At 70.3% G+C, this 16724-nt stretch carries 15 protein-coding genes, 1 pseudogene and 1 riboswitch; of the genes and pseudogenes, 3 read left to right on the top strand and 13 right to left on the bottom strand.

Annotation, left to right across the window (positions count from 1 at the left end):
* Position 1: 1 nt before the first annotated feature.
* Positions 2-1069: a LacI family DNA-binding transcriptional regulator gene (locus EJC77_RS15695; protein WP_125614677.1), complete on the top strand. Its 1068-nt coding sequence runs from the start codon at positions 2-4 to the stop codon at positions 1067-1069.
* A gap of 21 nt (positions 1070-1090) precedes the next feature.
* Here the strand turns inward: EJC77_RS15695 and EJC77_RS15690 are convergent, their stop codons facing one another.
* The 7 genes from EJC77_RS15690 to EJC77_RS15660 all read right to left on the bottom strand — a co-directional run bounded on the left by EJC77_RS15690 (position 1091) and on the right by EJC77_RS15660 (position 8710).
* The gene (locus tag EJC77_RS15690) at positions 1091-2353 is read right to left on the bottom strand and encodes a glycoside hydrolase family 32 protein (RefSeq protein ID WP_164520450.1); all 1263 of its coding nucleotides are present in this window, start codon (positions 2351-2353) and stop codon (positions 1091-1093) included.
* 14 nt (positions 2354-2367) lie between these two features.
* The gene (locus tag EJC77_RS15685) at positions 2368-3243 is read right to left on the bottom strand and encodes a carbohydrate ABC transporter permease (protein ID WP_125614671.1); all 876 of its coding nucleotides are present in this window, start codon (positions 3241-3243) and stop codon (positions 2368-2370) included.
* Positions 3244-3253: 10 nt separating this feature from the next.
* A complete protein-coding gene (locus EJC77_RS15680) occupies positions 3254-4213 on the bottom strand; it encodes a carbohydrate ABC transporter permease (RefSeq protein ID WP_125614668.1) in 960 nt (319 codons plus the stop codon).
* On the bottom strand, positions 4213-5607 hold the full coding sequence (locus EJC77_RS15675) for an extracellular solute-binding protein (protein ID WP_125614665.1): 1395 nt from the start codon (positions 5605-5607) through the stop codon (positions 4213-4215). Before EJC77_RS15675 ends, EJC77_RS15680 begins: the two co-directional genes overlap by 1 nt.
* A gap of 195 nt (positions 5608-5802) precedes the next feature.
* The gene (locus tag EJC77_RS15670) at positions 5803-6600 is read right to left on the bottom strand and encodes an energy-coupling factor transporter transmembrane component T family protein (protein ID WP_125614662.1); all 798 of its coding nucleotides are present in this window, start codon (positions 6598-6600) and stop codon (positions 5803-5805) included.
* On the bottom strand, positions 6597-8078 hold the full coding sequence (locus EJC77_RS15665; protein WP_240630293.1) for an ABC transporter ATP-binding protein: 1482 nt from the start codon (positions 8076-8078) through the stop codon (positions 6597-6599). Before EJC77_RS15665 ends, EJC77_RS15670 begins: the two co-directional genes overlap by 4 nt.
* A gap of 8 nt (positions 8079-8086) precedes the next feature.
* Complete coding sequence (locus tag EJC77_RS15660) at positions 8087-8710, bottom strand: ECF transporter S component (RefSeq protein WP_125614659.1); 624 nt, start codon at positions 8708-8710, stop codon at positions 8087-8089.
* A 48-nt stretch (positions 8711-8758) separates the two neighbouring features.
* Positions 8759-8879: riboswitch (TPP riboswitch) on the bottom strand.
* A gap of 92 nt (positions 8880-8971) precedes the next feature.
* On the opposite strand from EJC77_RS15660, the gene EJC77_RS15655 reads away from it, so the two are divergent.
* A complete protein-coding gene (locus tag EJC77_RS15655; RefSeq protein ID WP_125614657.1) occupies positions 8972-9232 on the top strand; it encodes a DUF4235 domain-containing protein in 261 nt (86 codons plus the stop codon).
* A 134-nt stretch (positions 9233-9366) separates the two neighbouring features.
* Here the strand turns inward: EJC77_RS15655 and mnhG are convergent, their stop codons facing one another.
* The 6 genes and pseudogenes from mnhG to EJC77_RS15625 form a co-directional block, all read right to left on the bottom strand.
* On the bottom strand, positions 9367-9714 hold the full coding sequence (mnhG, locus tag EJC77_RS15650; RefSeq protein WP_125614652.1) for a monovalent cation/H(+) antiporter subunit G: 348 nt from the start codon (positions 9712-9714) through the stop codon (positions 9367-9369).
* The gene (locus EJC77_RS15645) at positions 9711-9986 is read right to left on the bottom strand and encodes an MrpF/PhaF family protein (RefSeq protein WP_125614648.1); all 276 of its coding nucleotides are present in this window, start codon (positions 9984-9986) and stop codon (positions 9711-9713) included. Before EJC77_RS15645 ends, mnhG begins: the two co-directional genes overlap by 4 nt.
* A complete protein-coding gene (locus EJC77_RS15640) occupies positions 9983-10540 on the bottom strand; it encodes a Na+/H+ antiporter subunit E (RefSeq protein ID WP_420820327.1) in 558 nt (185 codons plus the stop codon). The genes EJC77_RS15645 and EJC77_RS15640 overlap by 4 nt, the downstream gene beginning before the upstream one ends.
* A gap of 56 nt (positions 10541-10596) precedes the next feature.
* Positions 10597-12219, bottom strand: a complete 1623-nt coding sequence (locus tag EJC77_RS15635; RefSeq protein ID WP_125614642.1) for a Na+/H+ antiporter subunit D — start codon at positions 12217-12219, stop codon at positions 10597-10599.
* Positions 12216-12665 carry a Na(+)/H(+) antiporter subunit C gene (locus EJC77_RS15630; RefSeq protein WP_125614639.1) on the bottom strand — a complete coding sequence of 150 codons (450 nt, stop codon included), beginning with the start codon at positions 12663-12665 and terminating at the stop codon, positions 12216-12218. The genes EJC77_RS15635 and EJC77_RS15630 overlap by 4 nt, the downstream gene beginning before the upstream one ends.
* Positions 12666-15246 (bottom strand): annotated as a pseudogene (locus EJC77_RS15625) (proton-conducting transporter transmembrane domain-containing protein).
* An 87-nt stretch (positions 15247-15333) separates the two neighbouring features.
* Between EJC77_RS15625 and EJC77_RS15620 the strand changes: the two are divergent.
* On the top strand, positions 15334-16635 hold the full coding sequence (locus EJC77_RS15620; protein ID WP_125614636.1) for an MFS transporter: 1302 nt from the start codon (positions 15334-15336) through the stop codon (positions 16633-16635).
* Positions 16636-16724 lie beyond the last annotated feature (89 nt).

Raw genomic sequence — 16724 nt, 5'->3', positions numbered from 1 at the left:
GATGCCGCGGAAGGCCACATCGGCGGACGTTGCCCGGCTGGCGGGGGTGTCGCGCAGCGCCGTCAGCTTCGTCCTGAACGGGCGCGCCGACGGCAACATCGCCAAGGACAAGCAGGAACTCATCCGCGCCGCCGCCAGGGAACTGCACTACACCCCGAACGCCGTGGCCCGGTCGCTGCAGAGCAGCCGGACGCACACCATCGGCGTCGTCACGGACGCGATCGCCGGCAGCCCGTTCGCCGGGAAGCTGCTGCAGGGCGCCGGCGACGCGGCCCTGGCGGCCGGCTACCTGCTGCTCGTCATCGACACGCACAGCGACGCCCACCGGGAGGCCGGGGCGTTCGCGGCTCTGCACGACCGGCAGGTCGACGCCCTCATGTACGCGGCCATGAGCCTGCGCGAGTACACGCCGCCGGCCGCCATGGCCGGGGGCCCGGCCGTGCTCGCCAATAGCTACGACCCGGCCGGATCGCTGCGGGCCGTCATCCCGGACGAGGTGGCCGGCGGCCGGGCCGCCGCCCAGGTGCTCATCGACGCCGGGCACCGGCGCGTCGCGTTCCTGTCCGGCACCGACGAACTGGTCGCCCCCGGCCTGCGCGCCACCGGGTTCCGGCAGGCGCTGGCCGCCGCAGGCCTGCCCGAGGCGCCGATCATCCCGACGGGATGGCAGATCAACGACGGATTCGCCGGCGCCATGGCGCTGTTGACGGACGCGCTGGTGGCGGACGATGGCGGCCCGCGCCCGGGTGCCGACCGCCCCACCGGCATCGTGTGCGCCAACGACCGCGTCGCCATGGGCGTGCTGCTGGCCTGCGGCCGGCTGGGCCTGCGCGTCCCCCAGGATGTGAGCATCGTCGGCTATGACGACGACGAGACGATCGCCGCGCCCTCGGTGCCCGCACTGACGACGATCGCACTGCCACACCGGGAGATGGGCGAGCAGGCGATCTCCCTGCTGCTGGGCGCTCTGGCCGAGGACGCGCCGGCGCATCCGGCGGCGGGAAACGGACCCCTGCTGCTCGAGTGCCCCGTGATAAGCCGCGACTCGGTGGCAGCGCCGGCTGCGTGACCGGGATCCGCGCCGAGAAGCCTACAGCGCCAGTTCGTGCACCGTACATTCACCGAGGGCACGCACCTCGAACCGGGACGTGGCCGTCGGGTAGGCATGCAGCGTCCGCGGCACGGATTCCGAACCGAACACCTCCACCACGGACCCGTCCACCAGGATCCGGCCCGAGGAGACGGCGGCCACTACGGTGCAAGCGGCACCGTCCACAACCACGAGCTGCACCGGACCGTCGGCGGAGACCTCGAACGCCCGGGCGGCGGCCGGCACCGCAAACGACCCGGCCCCCCGGAACAGCACGCCGGAACGCAACGAGGAAACCTCGGAAACGGGCTCCGACCGCAACTCGCCGTCCCGGTACGACAGCGAGCGCGCGTAGGTCAGCGCCCCGCACCAGCCTGCGGCGTCAACGTCCGCGGCCGGGCGGGACTCGTCCCACGTCCACGCCCACATCAGCGTACGCGGCTCGGAAAGTGACGCGGCCAGCACCTGCGGGGCGTAGAAGTCGGGGCCCGCGTCCACGGGACCGCCGGACGCGGGCAGGAATTTCAGCCCCACGCCGCCCTCGCTCAACTCCCCCGCAAGGTAGGCGACCCCGCCAAGGTGATGGCCGGCGTCGTGCCTGCTCCACAGCGACACCACCAGCACCCACTGCCCGTCCACGCGGAACAGCTGCGGGCACTCCCAGATGTGCGCCGGCGCGTGCGCGGCGGCGACACCGCTGCCGCCGGTGACCAGCGGGCCCAGATACTCCCAGTCCGTGCGCGTGTGGCAGCGGTAGAGCAGGATGACGGGCGTGCCGTCCGTGTAGCCGGAGCCCTGGATGGCGTAGTCGCGGCCCTCGAAGCTGAACAGGAACGGGTCGCGCACCTCGGTCAGCCCGGGCTCGTCCGGCATGCCGGCCACGGGCACCTCCGACTGCACCCACTCGATCATGGCGCTGTCCGAGGTGGCCGTGAGCACGCGCGAGTCGGCCGGGGCCCCCCGGATGCCCGTGTAGAACGCGGTGGGGGTGCCGCCGTCGAAGCCCATCACGCCGGACCAGCAGCCGAACGCATCGGGGCCGCCGTCCCGTGGCCCGAACGCCACCGGCTGCTCCGTCCAGCGCACCAGGTCCGTGGACGTCGCGTGGCCCCACTGGATCCGGTGGTGCACGGGGCCGTCCGGGTTGTACTGGAAGAACACGTGGTAGGTGCCGTCGACGTATGCGCAGCCGTTGGGATCGTTGACCCAGCCGCGGGCCGGGCGACCGTGCAGGGCGGGGAAGGACGGGTCGGTGATAGGCAAGGGGTTCCCTTTCATTACTTGTTGCTGCCGGCCGTCAGGCCCTCGCGCAGGTAGCGCTGGCCGAAGACGAACACGACGGCGGCGGGGATCATGGACAGCACGACGCCGGCGAGCACCGTGGCCACCGAGCCCGTGCCCATGTTGCCCTGCAACGAGACCAGGCCCAGCGGCAGCGTGAAGTTCTGTTCGCTGATGGTCATGATGAGGGGCCGGAAGAACTCGTTCCAGTGGTAGTTGAAGGCCAGGATGCCGACAATCGCCAGGCCGGGCCAGGCCAACGGCACGTACACGGACCGGAAGGTGCGCAGCGGCGACGCGCCGTCGATCGCCGCTGCCTCGGCCAGCTCCGGCGGGAGGCCCAGGAAGTACTGGCGCATCAGGAACGTGCCGAACGCGGTGGGCAGGGCCGGGAGGATCAACGCCAACAGGGTGTCCGAGAGGCCCATGCCGCGAATGAGCATGAACACGGGGACGATCGTCACCTGCAACGGCACCATCATGGTGGCCAGCACGATGCCGAACAGCAGGCCGCGGCCCTTGAAGTCGATGCGGGCGAACGCGTACCCGGCCAGCGCGGCCGTGAACATCTGCCCGGCCGCCACCAGCCCGGTGACGAGCACCGAGTTCCACAGCAGCAGCCACATGTTGACCTGGTGGAACACGTCCTTGAACGCGTCGAACGTGATGCCGTTCGTGAAGAGCGAGCCGCCGCCGAGCGACTGCGACGGGGACTGCAGCGCCGAGGCGACGGTCCACAGGACCGGCCCCAGGGTCAGCACGGTGCCGGCGACGAGCGCGGCCGCCCGGCCGATGGTCCGTCCGCTCACGGGACGGCGCCGGCGCACCGGCACCTCGGGCGTGGACGTGGGATTTTGAATAGTGGTGGTCATGACGGCTCTCCTACGAGTAGTACACGAAGCGTCGGGACAGCCGGAACTGGACTGCCGTGGCCGCCATGATGAGCAGCGTCAGGACCACGCCGATGGCGGAGGCCCGGCCGAAGTCAAGCTGCTTGAAGGCGGATTCGAAGATGACCATGACGGCGGTGCGGGTGGCGTCGCCCGGCCCGCCGCGCGTGATCACATACGGCTGGTCGAAGATCTGCAGGGCGGAGATCACGGCCATGACGCTGGCCACCAGCAGCGTGGGGCTCAGCAGCGGCAGGGTGATGCTGCGCAGCTGCTTCCACCCGCCGGCGCCGTCGATCGAGGACGCCTCGTACAGCTCGGTCGGGATGGAGCTGAGCCCGCCCAGCACCAACAGGAACGTGAAGCCGAAGTTCTGCCACACGTACACCAGCACGATGACGGCCATCGAGGCCGCCGGCGAGGTCAGCCACGGCACCGGCGGGATCGCGACCAGCCCGAGGATCTTGTTCACCAAGCCGAAGTTCTGGTTGAACAGGTAGGACATGATGATGGACACGCTCGATGCGGACAGCACCAAGGGGAAGAAGAAGGCGGACCGGAAGAACGTGCGCAGCCAGATGGGCATGCGGGTCTGCACCAACACGGCCAGCGAGATCGCGACCAGCAACTGCAACAGGACGGCCACGATCACGAACATGATGGTGTTCAGGAACGCCACCCGGACGGTCGGGTCGGCGCCGATGGAGGCGAAGTTGTCCAGCCCCACGAACTTCGGCGCGCTGATGATATCCCAGCGGAAGAACGCCAGCAGCACGGAGGCGACGATCGGCACCAGGGTGAACAGGGCGATGCCGCCGATGGTCGGGGCCAGGAACAGCGCGGCCATCCACTTCCGGCCGTCGCGCCGGGCGGTGGCGGTCTTCGTGCCGGTGGGGTCGTTCGACGCCGATCCAGTGGTTTGGGCGCGTTGGTTGCGCAGGGTGGTGCTCATCAGTTCCTCCTCAGGGCCAGGTCGAGGTCACGCTGCAGCGTTGCGAGCGCGGGGGCGACGTTGGCGGCGGAGCCGGTGACGGCGCCGACGACGTTCTTGATCAGGGCGCTCTCCACGGCCGCCTGCTGCGGCGGGGCCGGGATGGGACCGGACGTGGGGAACTTGTCCAGCGTGTCGTAGAAGACCTGCCAGTGCTTGGGTCCCTTGCCCGAGTACAGCGCCTCGTTCACCATGGAGCGGCGCGTGGGCGTCGTCGTCGGAGTTGGCATGGCGATTTCCATCGCCTCCTTGGTGGCGCAGAACTTGATCCACTCCCACGCCTCGTCCTTGCGCGTGGAGGTCTTCATGATGGCGTAGCCGGCCGCGCCGAACTGGTGCCGCTGGCTGCGCCACTTGGGGAAGAACTGGACGTCGAACTGGTCCTCGCGCATGCCGGCCTCGTGCAGGCCCTCCACCCAGTAGCCGCCGGCCGGGGTGGTGCCGATCATGCCGGCCGCGAACTGACCCACCAGTTCGTTGCCGCCACCCTGGGCCGGGCTGGTGCCGAGGCCCTCTGCGACGAGCGTGCGCAGGAACTCGAAGCTTTCGGCCACATGCGGGTCCTCGGCGTTCGGTTCCAGCCACTGGAAGCCGCCGGAGCGCTGCGCCCGGGTGGGGTCCTTGGCGTAGAACGTGTCCCAGAACCAGGAGCCGCCGGTGCTGCGCGTCTCCTTCAGGAAGCTGGTCTCGTTCACGTACAGCCACGGCACCACGCCGCCGAACAGCCGGTTGGTCCAGTAGTACGGCACGAACTGGTTGCCGTTGGTACGCTTCATGGCGCCGAGCATGTTGTAGAAGTCGTCGCGGGTCCAGTGGTCGTCCGGGCGCGCCAGCCCGGCCTTCGCCAGGGCACCGGTGTTCAGGTACATGTTGGCGCTGTTGAAGTCCATCGGCAGCTGGAACAGGCTGCCCTGGTACATGAACGCCTCCACCAACGACGGGTGGACGTCGTCGAAGTAGTCCTGCACGGCGGCCCTGTCACGCTTGACATACGTGTCCAGCGGCTCGGCCAGGCGTTCGGCGAACAGTTGCGCGCCCTCCGTGGCCACCAGGACCACGTCGGGCGACGTGCCGGCGGCGACCATGGTCAGGATCTTGGCGAAGAAATCGCCCCAGTCCGCACCTTGGATTGCCTGGATTCGGACCTTGATGCCCGGATGCGCAGCCTGGAACGCCTGCACCAGCTTGGCCCGGCTGGCCGCGTCCTGGCTGGTGCCCAGGATCGCCACGCTCAACGCGTTCTCGCCCCGGCCCGGGATGTCCGCCCCGGTCAGCCGCGGCCAGCTCGCCGTCACGGCCCCGAGGGCGCCCAGTCCCAGCACACCCAGGACCGCCCGCCTGCTCACATCGCCCATGTCGCCTCCTCATTGCACCTAACACGAGTTAGGTATCTGTTATGCAATGGTGACAGGAGGACCTAACACGTGTCAAGGGTCACAATCCGGGCGGGGCCAAGACCGTTCTGCGCATCGTAGACCCCGCTATCTTGCGCAGGGGTGCATCATGCGCACCCTAGGACCCCATAACTTGCGCAGAACGGTCGGGCGCACTTACCCGAACACGGGGTTCCAGGTGCCGAGCACGACGGCGGCGCCCACCGCCACGGCACAGATCACGAGTCCCCCGGCCGCCACGGCGGCGTCGCGGCGGCTGAACACGGACTCGCGCGCCCATGTCCGGGGCCCGGCCCCGAACCCCTTGGCCTCCATGGTGACGGCCAGCCGGGACGCGCGCCGGATCGCCTGGACCAGCAACGCCATCGCCTGCCCCAGGGAGGCGGCCACGCGGCCGGCCACACCCGTGTTGACACCGACCCCGCGGGCCCGCCGGGCCATGCCGAGCGTTTGCCATTCGGCCACCAGCAACCCCACGAGCCGCATGCCGGCCAGCGCGCCCAGCACGAACCGGTGCGGCAGCCGCAGCCGCTGCGCCAGCGCATCGGCCAGATCGGTCGGGTCGGTGCTGGCCAGCACGATCACGCCGGGCAGCGCAATGGCCAGCCCACGCAGCGCGATGGCGATGCCGGACTCCACCGACCCGGTCGTGAACAGCACCGGGCCCAGTACCAGGAGCACGTTCCCCGTCTTGGGCGCCAGCAGCGCGGTGCCGTAACCGCCCACGGCCGCCGCGATGAGGATCGGCCAGCCGCGCAGCAACAGCATCCGCGCGCCCAACCCGGCCAGCGGCAGCAGGCACAGTTCCAGTGCCAGCGCCGCCACGGCGGACACCCAGTCAACCGTCAGCAGCAACACCACCGTGATCAGCACGCCGGCGCCCAGCTTCGAGAGCGGGTTCGCGCCCGCCAGCCACGCCGTGGACCGCGGCTGGGCCAGGATGTCCGCGCTCATCGGCGCACCCCCTGCGTGGCGACGGCGCCGAGCACCAGCCGCTCCCCACCGAGCATGTCGGCGAACGCGGCGTCGTGGGTCACGGACACCACGGCCGTGCCGGCGTCGAGCAGTTCGGTGAGCATGGACGCCAGCTCGGCCCAGGTGTTCGCGTCCTGTCCGAACGTCGGCTCGTCGAGAATCAACACCGACGGGCTGGCCGCCAGCACGGTCGCCACGGACAGCCGCCGCTTCTCCCCGCCGGAGAGCGTGAACGGGTTCGCCTCGGCCAGGTGGTCCAGCCGCAGCCGGGCCAGCAGCTCATCGACCCGGTCCGTTTCCAGGCCCAGGATATGCGGGGCGAAGTCCAGCTCCGCGCGCACGCTGCCTGTCACGAATTGGTGCTCGGGCTCCTGGAACACCGTGCCGATCCGGCCGATCAGCTCGCGCCCGCGCCACCGGAACGGGTCGGCCCCGGCGCCACGCGCCAGCGGCTCCCGGGCGCCCAGCCGTCCGTCGGCCGCCGGCAGCAGCCCGCCAAGGGTCAGCGCGAGCGTCGATTTCCCGGCGCCGTTGGGCCCGGTCACGCTCAGCGCCCGCCCCGCCTGGATCTCAAGGAGGGGGACGACGGCGGCTGGTACCGCGGGGTGCCGCCGTCGTGCCTTCTGGCGTGAGACGGCCAGGGCCGCCGCGTCGAGCAGCACCTCCCCGGAGCCGGAATTCACGCGCGGCCGCACGGCCGGCACATGCCCGGGCACCCACACGCCGGCGGCGGCGAGCATGCCGGCGGCCCGTGCCAGCACGGCGTCGGGGGCGCCGTCGAGCAGGACGCCGCCGCCGGGGGCGAGCACGACGATCCGGTCGACGACCTCCAGCCACACGGCGACCCGGTGCTCGACGACCACGAGCGTGGCGCCGGTGTCGTCGAGCGTGCGGCGCACGGCGTCACGAACCTCCAGGACGCCCTCGGGGTCAAGGTTCGCGGTGGGTTCGTCGAGCAGCAGCAGGCCCGGCTCCATGGCCAGGATGCCGGCCAGGCCGAGGCGCTGCTTCTGCCCGCCGGACAGCGCCGAGCTGGAGTGCTCCAGCGGCAGGTCCAGGCCCACCGCCTCCAGCGCGGCGGGCACGCGGCGCCAGATCTCCTCGCGCGGCACGGCCAGGTTCTCGGCCCCGAACGCGACGTCGTCGCCGATCCGGGACAGGACCACCTGGGCGTCCGGGTCCTGCTGCATGAGCCCGGCGCGGCCGCGTGCCCGGGTGGCCGGCACGCCGTCGATGGTCAGCGTGCCGTATTCGCTGGCGTCGTCGTCGGAGTCGGCGCCGAGCACGCCGGCGAGCGCGTGCAGCAGCGTGGACTTGCCGGCGCCGGAGGGGCCCAGCAGCAGGACGCGCTCGCCGGCCGCGATGTCCAGGTCGAGGTCGTGGACGGCCATGGCGGTGCGGCCTGAGTGCTGCCAGCCCCAGCCGCGGGCGCTGACCCGGGCGGGGGTGCAGGACACGGCCACGGTTACAGGACCGGTTCGGTGGCGGCTCGGCGCGAGGGCAGCGCGGACAGCGCCCCGGTCCGGGCCAGGCCGCGCACGGCCAGCCAGGACAGCAGCCCGGCGATGACGGTGCCCGAGACGGCGCCGAAGACCAGGTAGACGGCCTTCCATGCGAAGTCCCATTCGACGTTGGAGACCAGGTTGTCGTTCAGGCCCATCCCGACGCCGGCCAAGGCCCCGGCAAGCAACGCGACCGGCAGCGTGAACTTTCGGTAGCGGAACAGCGCGAACGCCAGTTCGGCGCCGACGCCCTGGACCAGGCCGGAGAGCAGCACGGTGAGGCCGAAGCTGCTGCCGAGCAGCGCCTCGACCAACGCCGCGACGATCTCGCAGTACAGCGCGGCGCCGGGCTTGCGGATGACCAGCCCGCCGATGACGCCGGCGATCAGCCAGCCGCCCCCGTACAGCCCGCCCAGCGGCGGGAACGCGGTGGTGGCGGCGGCGATCAGCCCGTACCCGGCGGACCAGAGCCAGAAGATGACGCCGACGGCGACGGAGAGGACAGACGCGACGACGATGTCGACCACGCGCCAGCCTTGCTTCCGGGGTGCGGTGTTTGCGGACGGGGCCGCAACGGACTTGTTCATGGGATTCCTCCTTGTGCAGGAGGGGCGGGTGGCGCGGGCATGCGCGCACCCGAAGAGAACTCGACTCCCTTCGCCGGTACTAGCCGGAGCAGGTTCGAGGGTCTGCGGCTTCCCGCACTCTCAGCGCCACACCCGTGATGAACGGGCCGACGCTCCCCTGTCGTGTTTGTAACCCCACCAGTCTACGCGCCGGCGGCAAATCGAGAACCGGCACGTTACGCTGGATCCAGGGTCAGGCCAACCGGGGTCGAAGGAGTAATGATGAATGTTCTGTTCAAGCTGCTGGGCGCCGGGGTGAGCCTGGGCGCCGGGTTCCTGGCCGGCAAGCTCGTGGACAAGGTCTGGGAGAAAAGCACCGGGCACGAGCCGCCCAAGGACGCGGACAACCTCGAGAACAGCCTGCGCTCGGCGCTGGCGTTCGCCGTGGTATCCGCCACCGTGGCCGCCATCCTGAAGGTGCTGACGGAACGCAGCACGCAGAGGGCCATCGCCCGGTTCCACGAGCACCCCGAAGAGGTGTAGGTCTCGCTCCCCAGCCGCTCCCCGCCCTCGCAAGCTCGGGCGGGGCCCCTCGCGGCCGTGGGCCCAGGCTCGACCACCGGACGCGGTGATTGAGCCCGTCGAAATCCCGGGTCTCGACAAGCTCGACCACCGATCTACTCCCGCCCCTCCCGCTCGGCCGACACCACGTCGTCGAGCTCGTCCGTGGTGAGCAGCTCCGGGTGCCGGTGCTTGGTGCGGTACCCGGCCCGGCCCACCATGTGCGCCGACACCGGCACGGTCAGCAGCTGGAACAGCCACGCCACGGCCAGCACAGGCAGCAGCGCCCAGGAGCGCAGCTGCAACGCCACGCCCGCCAGCAGCAGGAACAGCCCCAGCACCTGCGGTTTCGTGGCCGCGTGCATGCGGCTCATCAGGTCCGGGAAGCGCAGCAGGCCGATCGCGGCGGCCAGGCTCATGAACGCGCCGCCGATGAGGCACACGACCGTCAGCACGTCGATCATCGTTCCTCCTTGCGGGTGGCCACAAAGCGGGCAACCGTCACGGACCCGATGAACCCGACGATGGCCAGCACCACCAACAACGCCAGGTTGTCCAGGTGGTGGTTGACGGCCATGTCCGTCGCGAGCGCGGCGCCGACGATCGCCAGCAGCACGTCGGCGGCGATCACCCGGTCCAGCAGCGACGGGCCGGCCGCGATGCGGTAGATGGCGCCCGCCGCCGCCAGGGAAAGCACGACGGCGACAATCACCACGGTCACGCCGAGCAGGCTCATGCGCGCACCCCCTTCGCGGCGGCCTGTTCCTCGCGGACCATCGCCACCTCCGCCCTGGTGCCCAGGATGCGGATCAGGTGCGCCTCGATGGCGCGGATATCCGCCCGCACCTTCTCGACCGCCTCGGGCGTCGGCACGTTCAGTGCGTGCACGTACAGCGTCGAGGTGGCGCGGTCGACGTCGACCACGAGCGAGCCGGGGATCAGGGAGAGCACATGGCCGGTCGCCGTCATGATCAAATCCGAGGTGCTGCGCAGTGGCACGGCGATCACGGCGTTGCGGATCCGCGGCCCGTGCACAATGGCCTGGTACAGCACGGCAACGCTGGCCGTGGCCACGTCCCACAGGAAACGGAACGCGTACAGCACGGCGCGCGGCACGTTGAACCGGCCGCTCAGCGCCACCGGCGGGAGGTAGAACACCCACGTCACGGCGAGGGCGATCAACGCCCCGAACAGCAGGTTCCCGGCGCTGAAGTCACGCCACAGCGCGCCCCACACGAACACGAGCCACAGCAGCAGCGGCAGCCTCTGCCACCACGGCACCCGGGCCACCTTCGCGCCGTGGGCGCGGCGCGCATGGCGGCTGCCGGACCGGCTGCCCGCGGCGCTCATGGCGCGCCCCCGCTGAGGACGGCCGTGATGTACGGCGTGCGGGCCAGCATGCTTTCGGCTGCGTGCACGGACAGCTCGAACAGGGGTGCGGCGAACACGGTCAGGGCGATGCCGAGCACCACCAGGCCCAGCGTCGAGTAGACCATCATGCGCGGCAGGATCGGAACCTCGGTCTCGCCGGCGAAACGGCCCTCGGTCGCGTCGACGTACTTGCTGGTGCGCAGCGCCCGCATGTTCCAATCCCCGGACGAATCCGGGGCGGTGGCCAGCAGCACCGGTTCCGGGTTCTCCGCGTCGGCGGGGCTGCGCCAGAACACCCTGCTCCACACGCGGGCCATCGCCAGCAACGTCAGCAGGCTCGCCAGCACGGCACCGGCCACCAGCACGTACGCCAGCGGCGTGCCGGCGGCCACGCCGGCCTCGAGCAGCCCCATCTTGCCCAGGAAACCGGAGAACGGCGGGATGCCGGAGAGGTTCATGGCCGGGATGAAGTACAGCACGGCCAGCAGCGGCGACATTTTCGCCAACCCGCCCAACCGCAGTAACGACGACGTGCCGCCGCGGCGCTCGATCAACCCGGCCACCATGAACAGGGACGTCTGCACGGTGATGTGGTGGATGATGTAGAAGATCGCGGCGGCCAGGCCCAACACGTTCGCCACGGCCACGCCGAAGATCATGTAGCCGATGTGGCTGACGAGCGTGAACGAGAGCATGCGCTTGATGTCGGTCTGCGCCACCGCGCCGAGGATGCCGATGACCATGGTCAGCAGCGCCACGACCATGAGCACGGTGTCGAAATGCCCGCCCGGGAACAACAGCGTCTCGGTGCGCACGATCGCGTACACCCCGACCTTCGTCAGCAGGCCGGCGAACACGGCCGTGACCGGCGCCGGCGCCGTCGGGTAGGAGTCCGGCAGCCAGAAGGAGAGCGGAAACACGGCCGCCTTGATGCCGAACGCCACGAGCAGCAGGATATGTAGCGTGTTCTGTGTGCCCTGCGGCAGTGCCGCCAGCTTCACGGCCAGGTCGGCCAGCGTCACGGTGCCGGTGGCCCCGTAGATCATGGCGATACTGACGAGGAACAGCATTGACGAAACGACGCTGACGACGACGTATGTGGTCCCGGCCCGTACCCGGGACGCCGTGCCGCCGAGCGTCATGAGCACGTAGCTGGCGGTCAGCAGGATCTCGAAGCCGACGTACAGGTTGAACAGGTCCCCGGCCAGGAACGCGTTGGACACGCCCGCCACGAGCAGCAGGTAGGTCGGGTGGAACACGGACACGGGACCGCGTGCGTCGTCGTCGGCGGCGCCCTGGCCGGCGGCGTAGGCGAGCACGGCCAGGCTCACGGCGGAGGAGACCACTAGCAGCAGCGACGAGAACTGGTCGGCGACCATGGCGATGCCGAACGGCGGTGCCCAGCCGCCCAGGTGCACGGCGACCGGCCCGGCGTTCCAGACCAGCGCCAGGACCAGAACCTCGACGGCCAGGGTGAGCGCCACGGTGGCCAGGCTGGCACGGCGCTGCGCCTTGGGGTGGCGGACCAGCACGAAGGCGAGGGCGGCGCCCAGGAACGGCAGCGCGACCGGCAGCGGGACGAGGGCGGCGACGTTCATCCCCGATCGCCCCCCGACACCGTCTGGCCCGGGGCGTGGAAGTCGGAGGTCTCGACCGGGATCACGGAGTCCTCTTCCTCGTCATAGCCGTCCTGCGCGGCCACGCGGCGGTCCTCGCGGTCGTCCTGGATCTCGTCGACGCGGCCCAGCAGCCACGACCGGTAGATGATGCCGAGCATGAACGCCGTGACGGCGAACGAGATCACGATCGAGGTCAGGATGAACGCCTGCGGCAGCGGATCATTGTATTCCTGTGGCGGAATACTCTTGTCGTAGATCGGGGCCGGCCCGGCATACCCGCCGGTGGCGAGCAGCAGGATGTTGGCCGCGTTGGCCAGCAGCATGAGCCCGAGCAGCACCCGGGTCAGGCTTCGCTCGAGCAACAGGTAGATGCCCACCGCGAACAGCACGCCCATCACGAGCAACAGGGTCAGGTTGACGCTCACTCAGCCCACCTCCAGCGGCTCGTCGTCCTCGATGATCTCGATGTGGCGCACACCCAGCTCCTCATGCGTGTCGATTTCGGCACCCAGGCTGCGCAGCACGTCCACGACGAGACCGACGACGACCAGGTACACGCCGATGTCGAAGATGGTCGAGGTGACGAACTTGACGTCCCCGACCACGGGCAGCCAGAAGGAGACGATGGCGCCTTGGAACACCTGGCCGCCGAACAGGATCGGCGCGATGCCGGTCAGGGCGGCAATGGCCAGCCCCACGCCCAGCAGGGTGCCGGCGGAGATCCGCATGGCCTCGGCCAGCTCGAACCGGCCGCCGGCAAGGTACCTGACGGTCAGGGCCAGACCGGCCACGAGGCCGCCGGCGAACCCGCCGCCGGTGCCGTTGTGCCCGGCCAGCAGCAGGTAGACGGACACGATGATCATCGAGTGGAACACCAGCCGCGTCACGACCTCGAAAATGATGGAGCGGCGTTCCGGGGCCTGGGTGCGGCCCGCGACGAGCCAGGCGCTGCGTTCCACCCACGTGAAGCGGCGGGCGAGCGCCCAGCCCGGCCGGCAGCGAGCGCATGGCCAGCACGAACGCCACCAGGATGATGGTCTCGACGAGCATCTGGGTCAGGGCCAGATCGGGCGCTCCCTGCAGGGCGAAGACCAGCGCGATGCCGTACCCGGCCACGGACACCATGAGCACGGCGAGGAAGCGCTTGTTCGCGCGGGCGGCGGCCAGCGCGCCGAGCACGATGGCGGCGCCGGCGACCAGCTGGCTTGGCGAACCCGGGTCGATGACATACACGTGATCGGGCCAGCTGGGGCCGGAGATGAACAGCACCGCGAGCGTGGCCACGATCGCCGCGCCGAGGATGACGGCCAGGTAGAAGAACAGCGAACCGCGCTGCGTGCGCCCGGTGACCCAGATGGCGAGCCGGTCCACGGCGACCACGGACCGCCGGTACCCGCGCTCGAAGTCGACGGCGTCCGGGATCCTGGCCTGGAACGCCGCGAACGGCGTGCGGGCCGCGAACAACGCCCAGCCGCCCGCCACGACGACGGCGCTCAGGCCCAGCGCGGGCGTGAACCCGTGCCAGAGCTCCAGGTGGGCGGCCTTCCCGTCCGCCGGGAACAGCGCGGCGTACGGCTGGATCCACGTGTCGACGGGGTGCGGGGAGACGCCGTACGCGACGGACAGCACGGCCAGCAGCGCCGGCGCGGCCAGGAACAGCGCGCCGACGGGCTGGAACGCGGTGTCCTCGCGGCCGGGCTTGCGCGCGAACCCACCCCACACGAAACGCGTGCTGTACGCGAACGTGAGGATGGAGCCGAGCACCAGGGCCCCCAGCACGACGACGCCGGCCCAGTCCGTCGCGTTCGTCACGAACGCGCCGAACACGGCCTCCTTGGCCACGAACCCGGCCAGCGGGGGCAACCCGGCCATGGACGCGGCGCCGAGCACGGCCACGACGCCGAGCGCCGGGGCCTGTCGGAACACGCCAGAGAGTTCCCGGATGTCGCGCGTGCCGCTCTGGTGGTCGATGATGCCGACCACCAGGAACAGCGCCGCCTTGTACAGCCCGTGCGCCAGGACCAGGGCCAGCCCGGCCAGTGCCGCCGCCCGGCCGCCCAGCCCCACGACGACCGTGATGAAGCCGAGCTGGCTGACGGTCCCGTAGGCGAGGATGAGTTTGAGATCGTGCTGGCGCAGCGCCCGCCACCCGCCCACCAGCATGGTGGCCAGGCCCAGGACCGTCACCATGAGCTGCCAGTACGCGGTGTCGGAGAACGCGGGTGCCAGCCGCGCCACCAGGTAGATGCCGGCCTTCACCATGGCGGCGGCGTGCAGGTAGGCGCTGACCGGGGTGGGTGCCGCCATGGCGCCGGGCAGCCAGAAATGGAACGGCACGAGGGCCGACTTGGCGACGGCGCCGGCGAGGATGAGGGCGACACCCACGTCCAGCACGGGGCCGCCCAGTTCGGGCGCCTTCGCCAGCACGCCGGAGATGTCATACGTGCCGGCGCTCTCGCCCACCATGATGAGCCCCACCAGCATGGCCAGGCCGCCGAAGGTGGTGACCATGAGCGCCTGCAACGCCGCACGCCGGGCCGCGATCCTCGTCCGGGCGTACCCGATCAGCAGGTAGGACAGGATCGTGGTCGCCTCCCAGAAGACGAACAGCAGGACCATGTTGTCGGCCGTGACGAGACCGAACATGACCCCGGCGAAAGCCAGCAGCTGGGCACCAAAGCCGCCCAGGCCGACGTCGTCCGCCTTGAAGTACCGCGCGCAATAGGCGAGGACCAGCGCACCGACCCCGAGCACCAGCAGCGACATCAGCCAGGCCAGGGGGTCCAGGCGGAACGTGAGGTCCAGGTGGATGGCCGGGATCCAGGCGATGTCGACGGCGGGGCTCGGCTCCGTGGGTGCATAGACGGCGCCGTAGGTGGTCAGCAGCCAGGCGAAGCTTGCCGCCGGAACGGCCGCCAGCCCATAGAACGCGGCACGTCCCAGCCGCGCGAAGAGCAGGGGCGCCGCCAACGCCACCACGAAGTGTGCGAGCAGGACTATGAGCACGTGGGGGTCTCCGAGGGTCGGGGGCCTGGGTTGCTGGACGGCTTCCCCAGCCTATCAACTGCCCCGGCACGGGCTAGCATGTGGCCTATGACAGACATCACCGCCGGTCCCGCGGCCCTCCCGGCCGCCACGAAATGGCAGGTCATCGCCTGGTCGTCCTGGGACTGGGGCGGTGCCGCGTTCAACGCCGTCATGACGACGTTCATCTTCACGGCCCTGTACCTGACCGGCCACGCGTTCGGCGGCGCCGACCACGCCTCCGCCGTGCTGGGGCTGACGGTGTCACTGGGCGGCGTGGCGATCGCGCTGCTGGCCCCCGTGACGGGGCAGCGCACGGATCACAGCGGCCGCCGGAAGCTGTGGCTGGGCATCAACACGCTGGTCGTGGCGCTGCTCACGGGGGCGTGTTTCTTCGTCCAGCCGCACGAGTCGTACCTCTTGCTGGGCTGCCTGCTGATCGCCGCCGGTCATGTCTTCTTCGAGATCGCCGGCGTGAACTACAACGCCATGCTGCTGCAAATCTCCACGCGGTCGACGATCGGGAAGATCAGCGGCATCGGCTGGGCGTCCGGCTACCTGGGCGGCATCGTGGCGCTGCTCATCGTGTACTTCGCGCTGATCAAGCCGGATGTGGGAATCTTCGGGATCACAAGCGCCGACGGCATGACGTACCGGGCCGTGGCCGTGTTCTCGGCCCTGTGGATCATCGCGTTCTCCATCCCGGTCATGGTCGCCATCCCGGAATCGCCGCGGAACCCGGACATGCCGCGTGTCGGGTTCCTGCGCTCGTATGTGGAGTTGTGGCGCACCATCGCCCGGCTGGCGCGCACCTCGCGGCACACGCTGTTCTTCCTGGCCGCCAGCGCCGTGTTCCGTGACGGGCTGGCCGCCATCTTCACGTTCGGCGCCGTGATCGCCGTCGGCTCGTTCGGATTCAAGACCGGGGACGTGCTGATCTTCGCCATCGCCGGCAACGTGGTGGCCGCGATCGGCGCCTTCTCCGCCGGCTTCTTCGACGACAGGGTCGGCCCGAAGGCGGTCATCGTGACGTCACTGGTCGGGTTGATCGTGTGCGCCGGGGCGCTGTTCTTCCTGCACGGCAAGACGGCGTTCTGGATCTTCGGGCTGCTGCTGACCCTGTTCGTGGGCCCGGCCCAATCCTCGGCGCGGACCTTCATCGGCCGGCTGGCACCGGACGGGCAGGAGGGTGAGCTGTTCGGGTTGTATGCGACGACCGGCCGGGCCGTGTCGTTCCTGGCCCCGGCCCTGTTCGCCCTGTTCATCGCCGTGTTCGGCTCGCAGCGGTGGGGCATCCTGGGCATCGTGCTGGTGCTGGTGCTCGGCCTGGCCCTGCTGCTGCCGGTCAAGCCCCCCGCCCGTCCCAACTGAGGCGCAGTAAGGGTTTGCGAAATTATGACTTAGGATTTTGGTTCGTGTCCCCTTAAACTCGTGCCATGGCCGACCTCTCCCAGCATGCC

This window comes from Specibacter cremeus (assembly GCF_003946885.1).
In the GTDB taxonomy this organism is placed as follows: domain Bacteria; phylum Actinomycetota; class Actinomycetes; order Actinomycetales; family Micrococcaceae; genus Specibacter; species Specibacter cremeus.
Note: the sequence above shows the minus strand (reverse complement) of the source record. Positions and strands in the feature narration are given on the sequence as shown.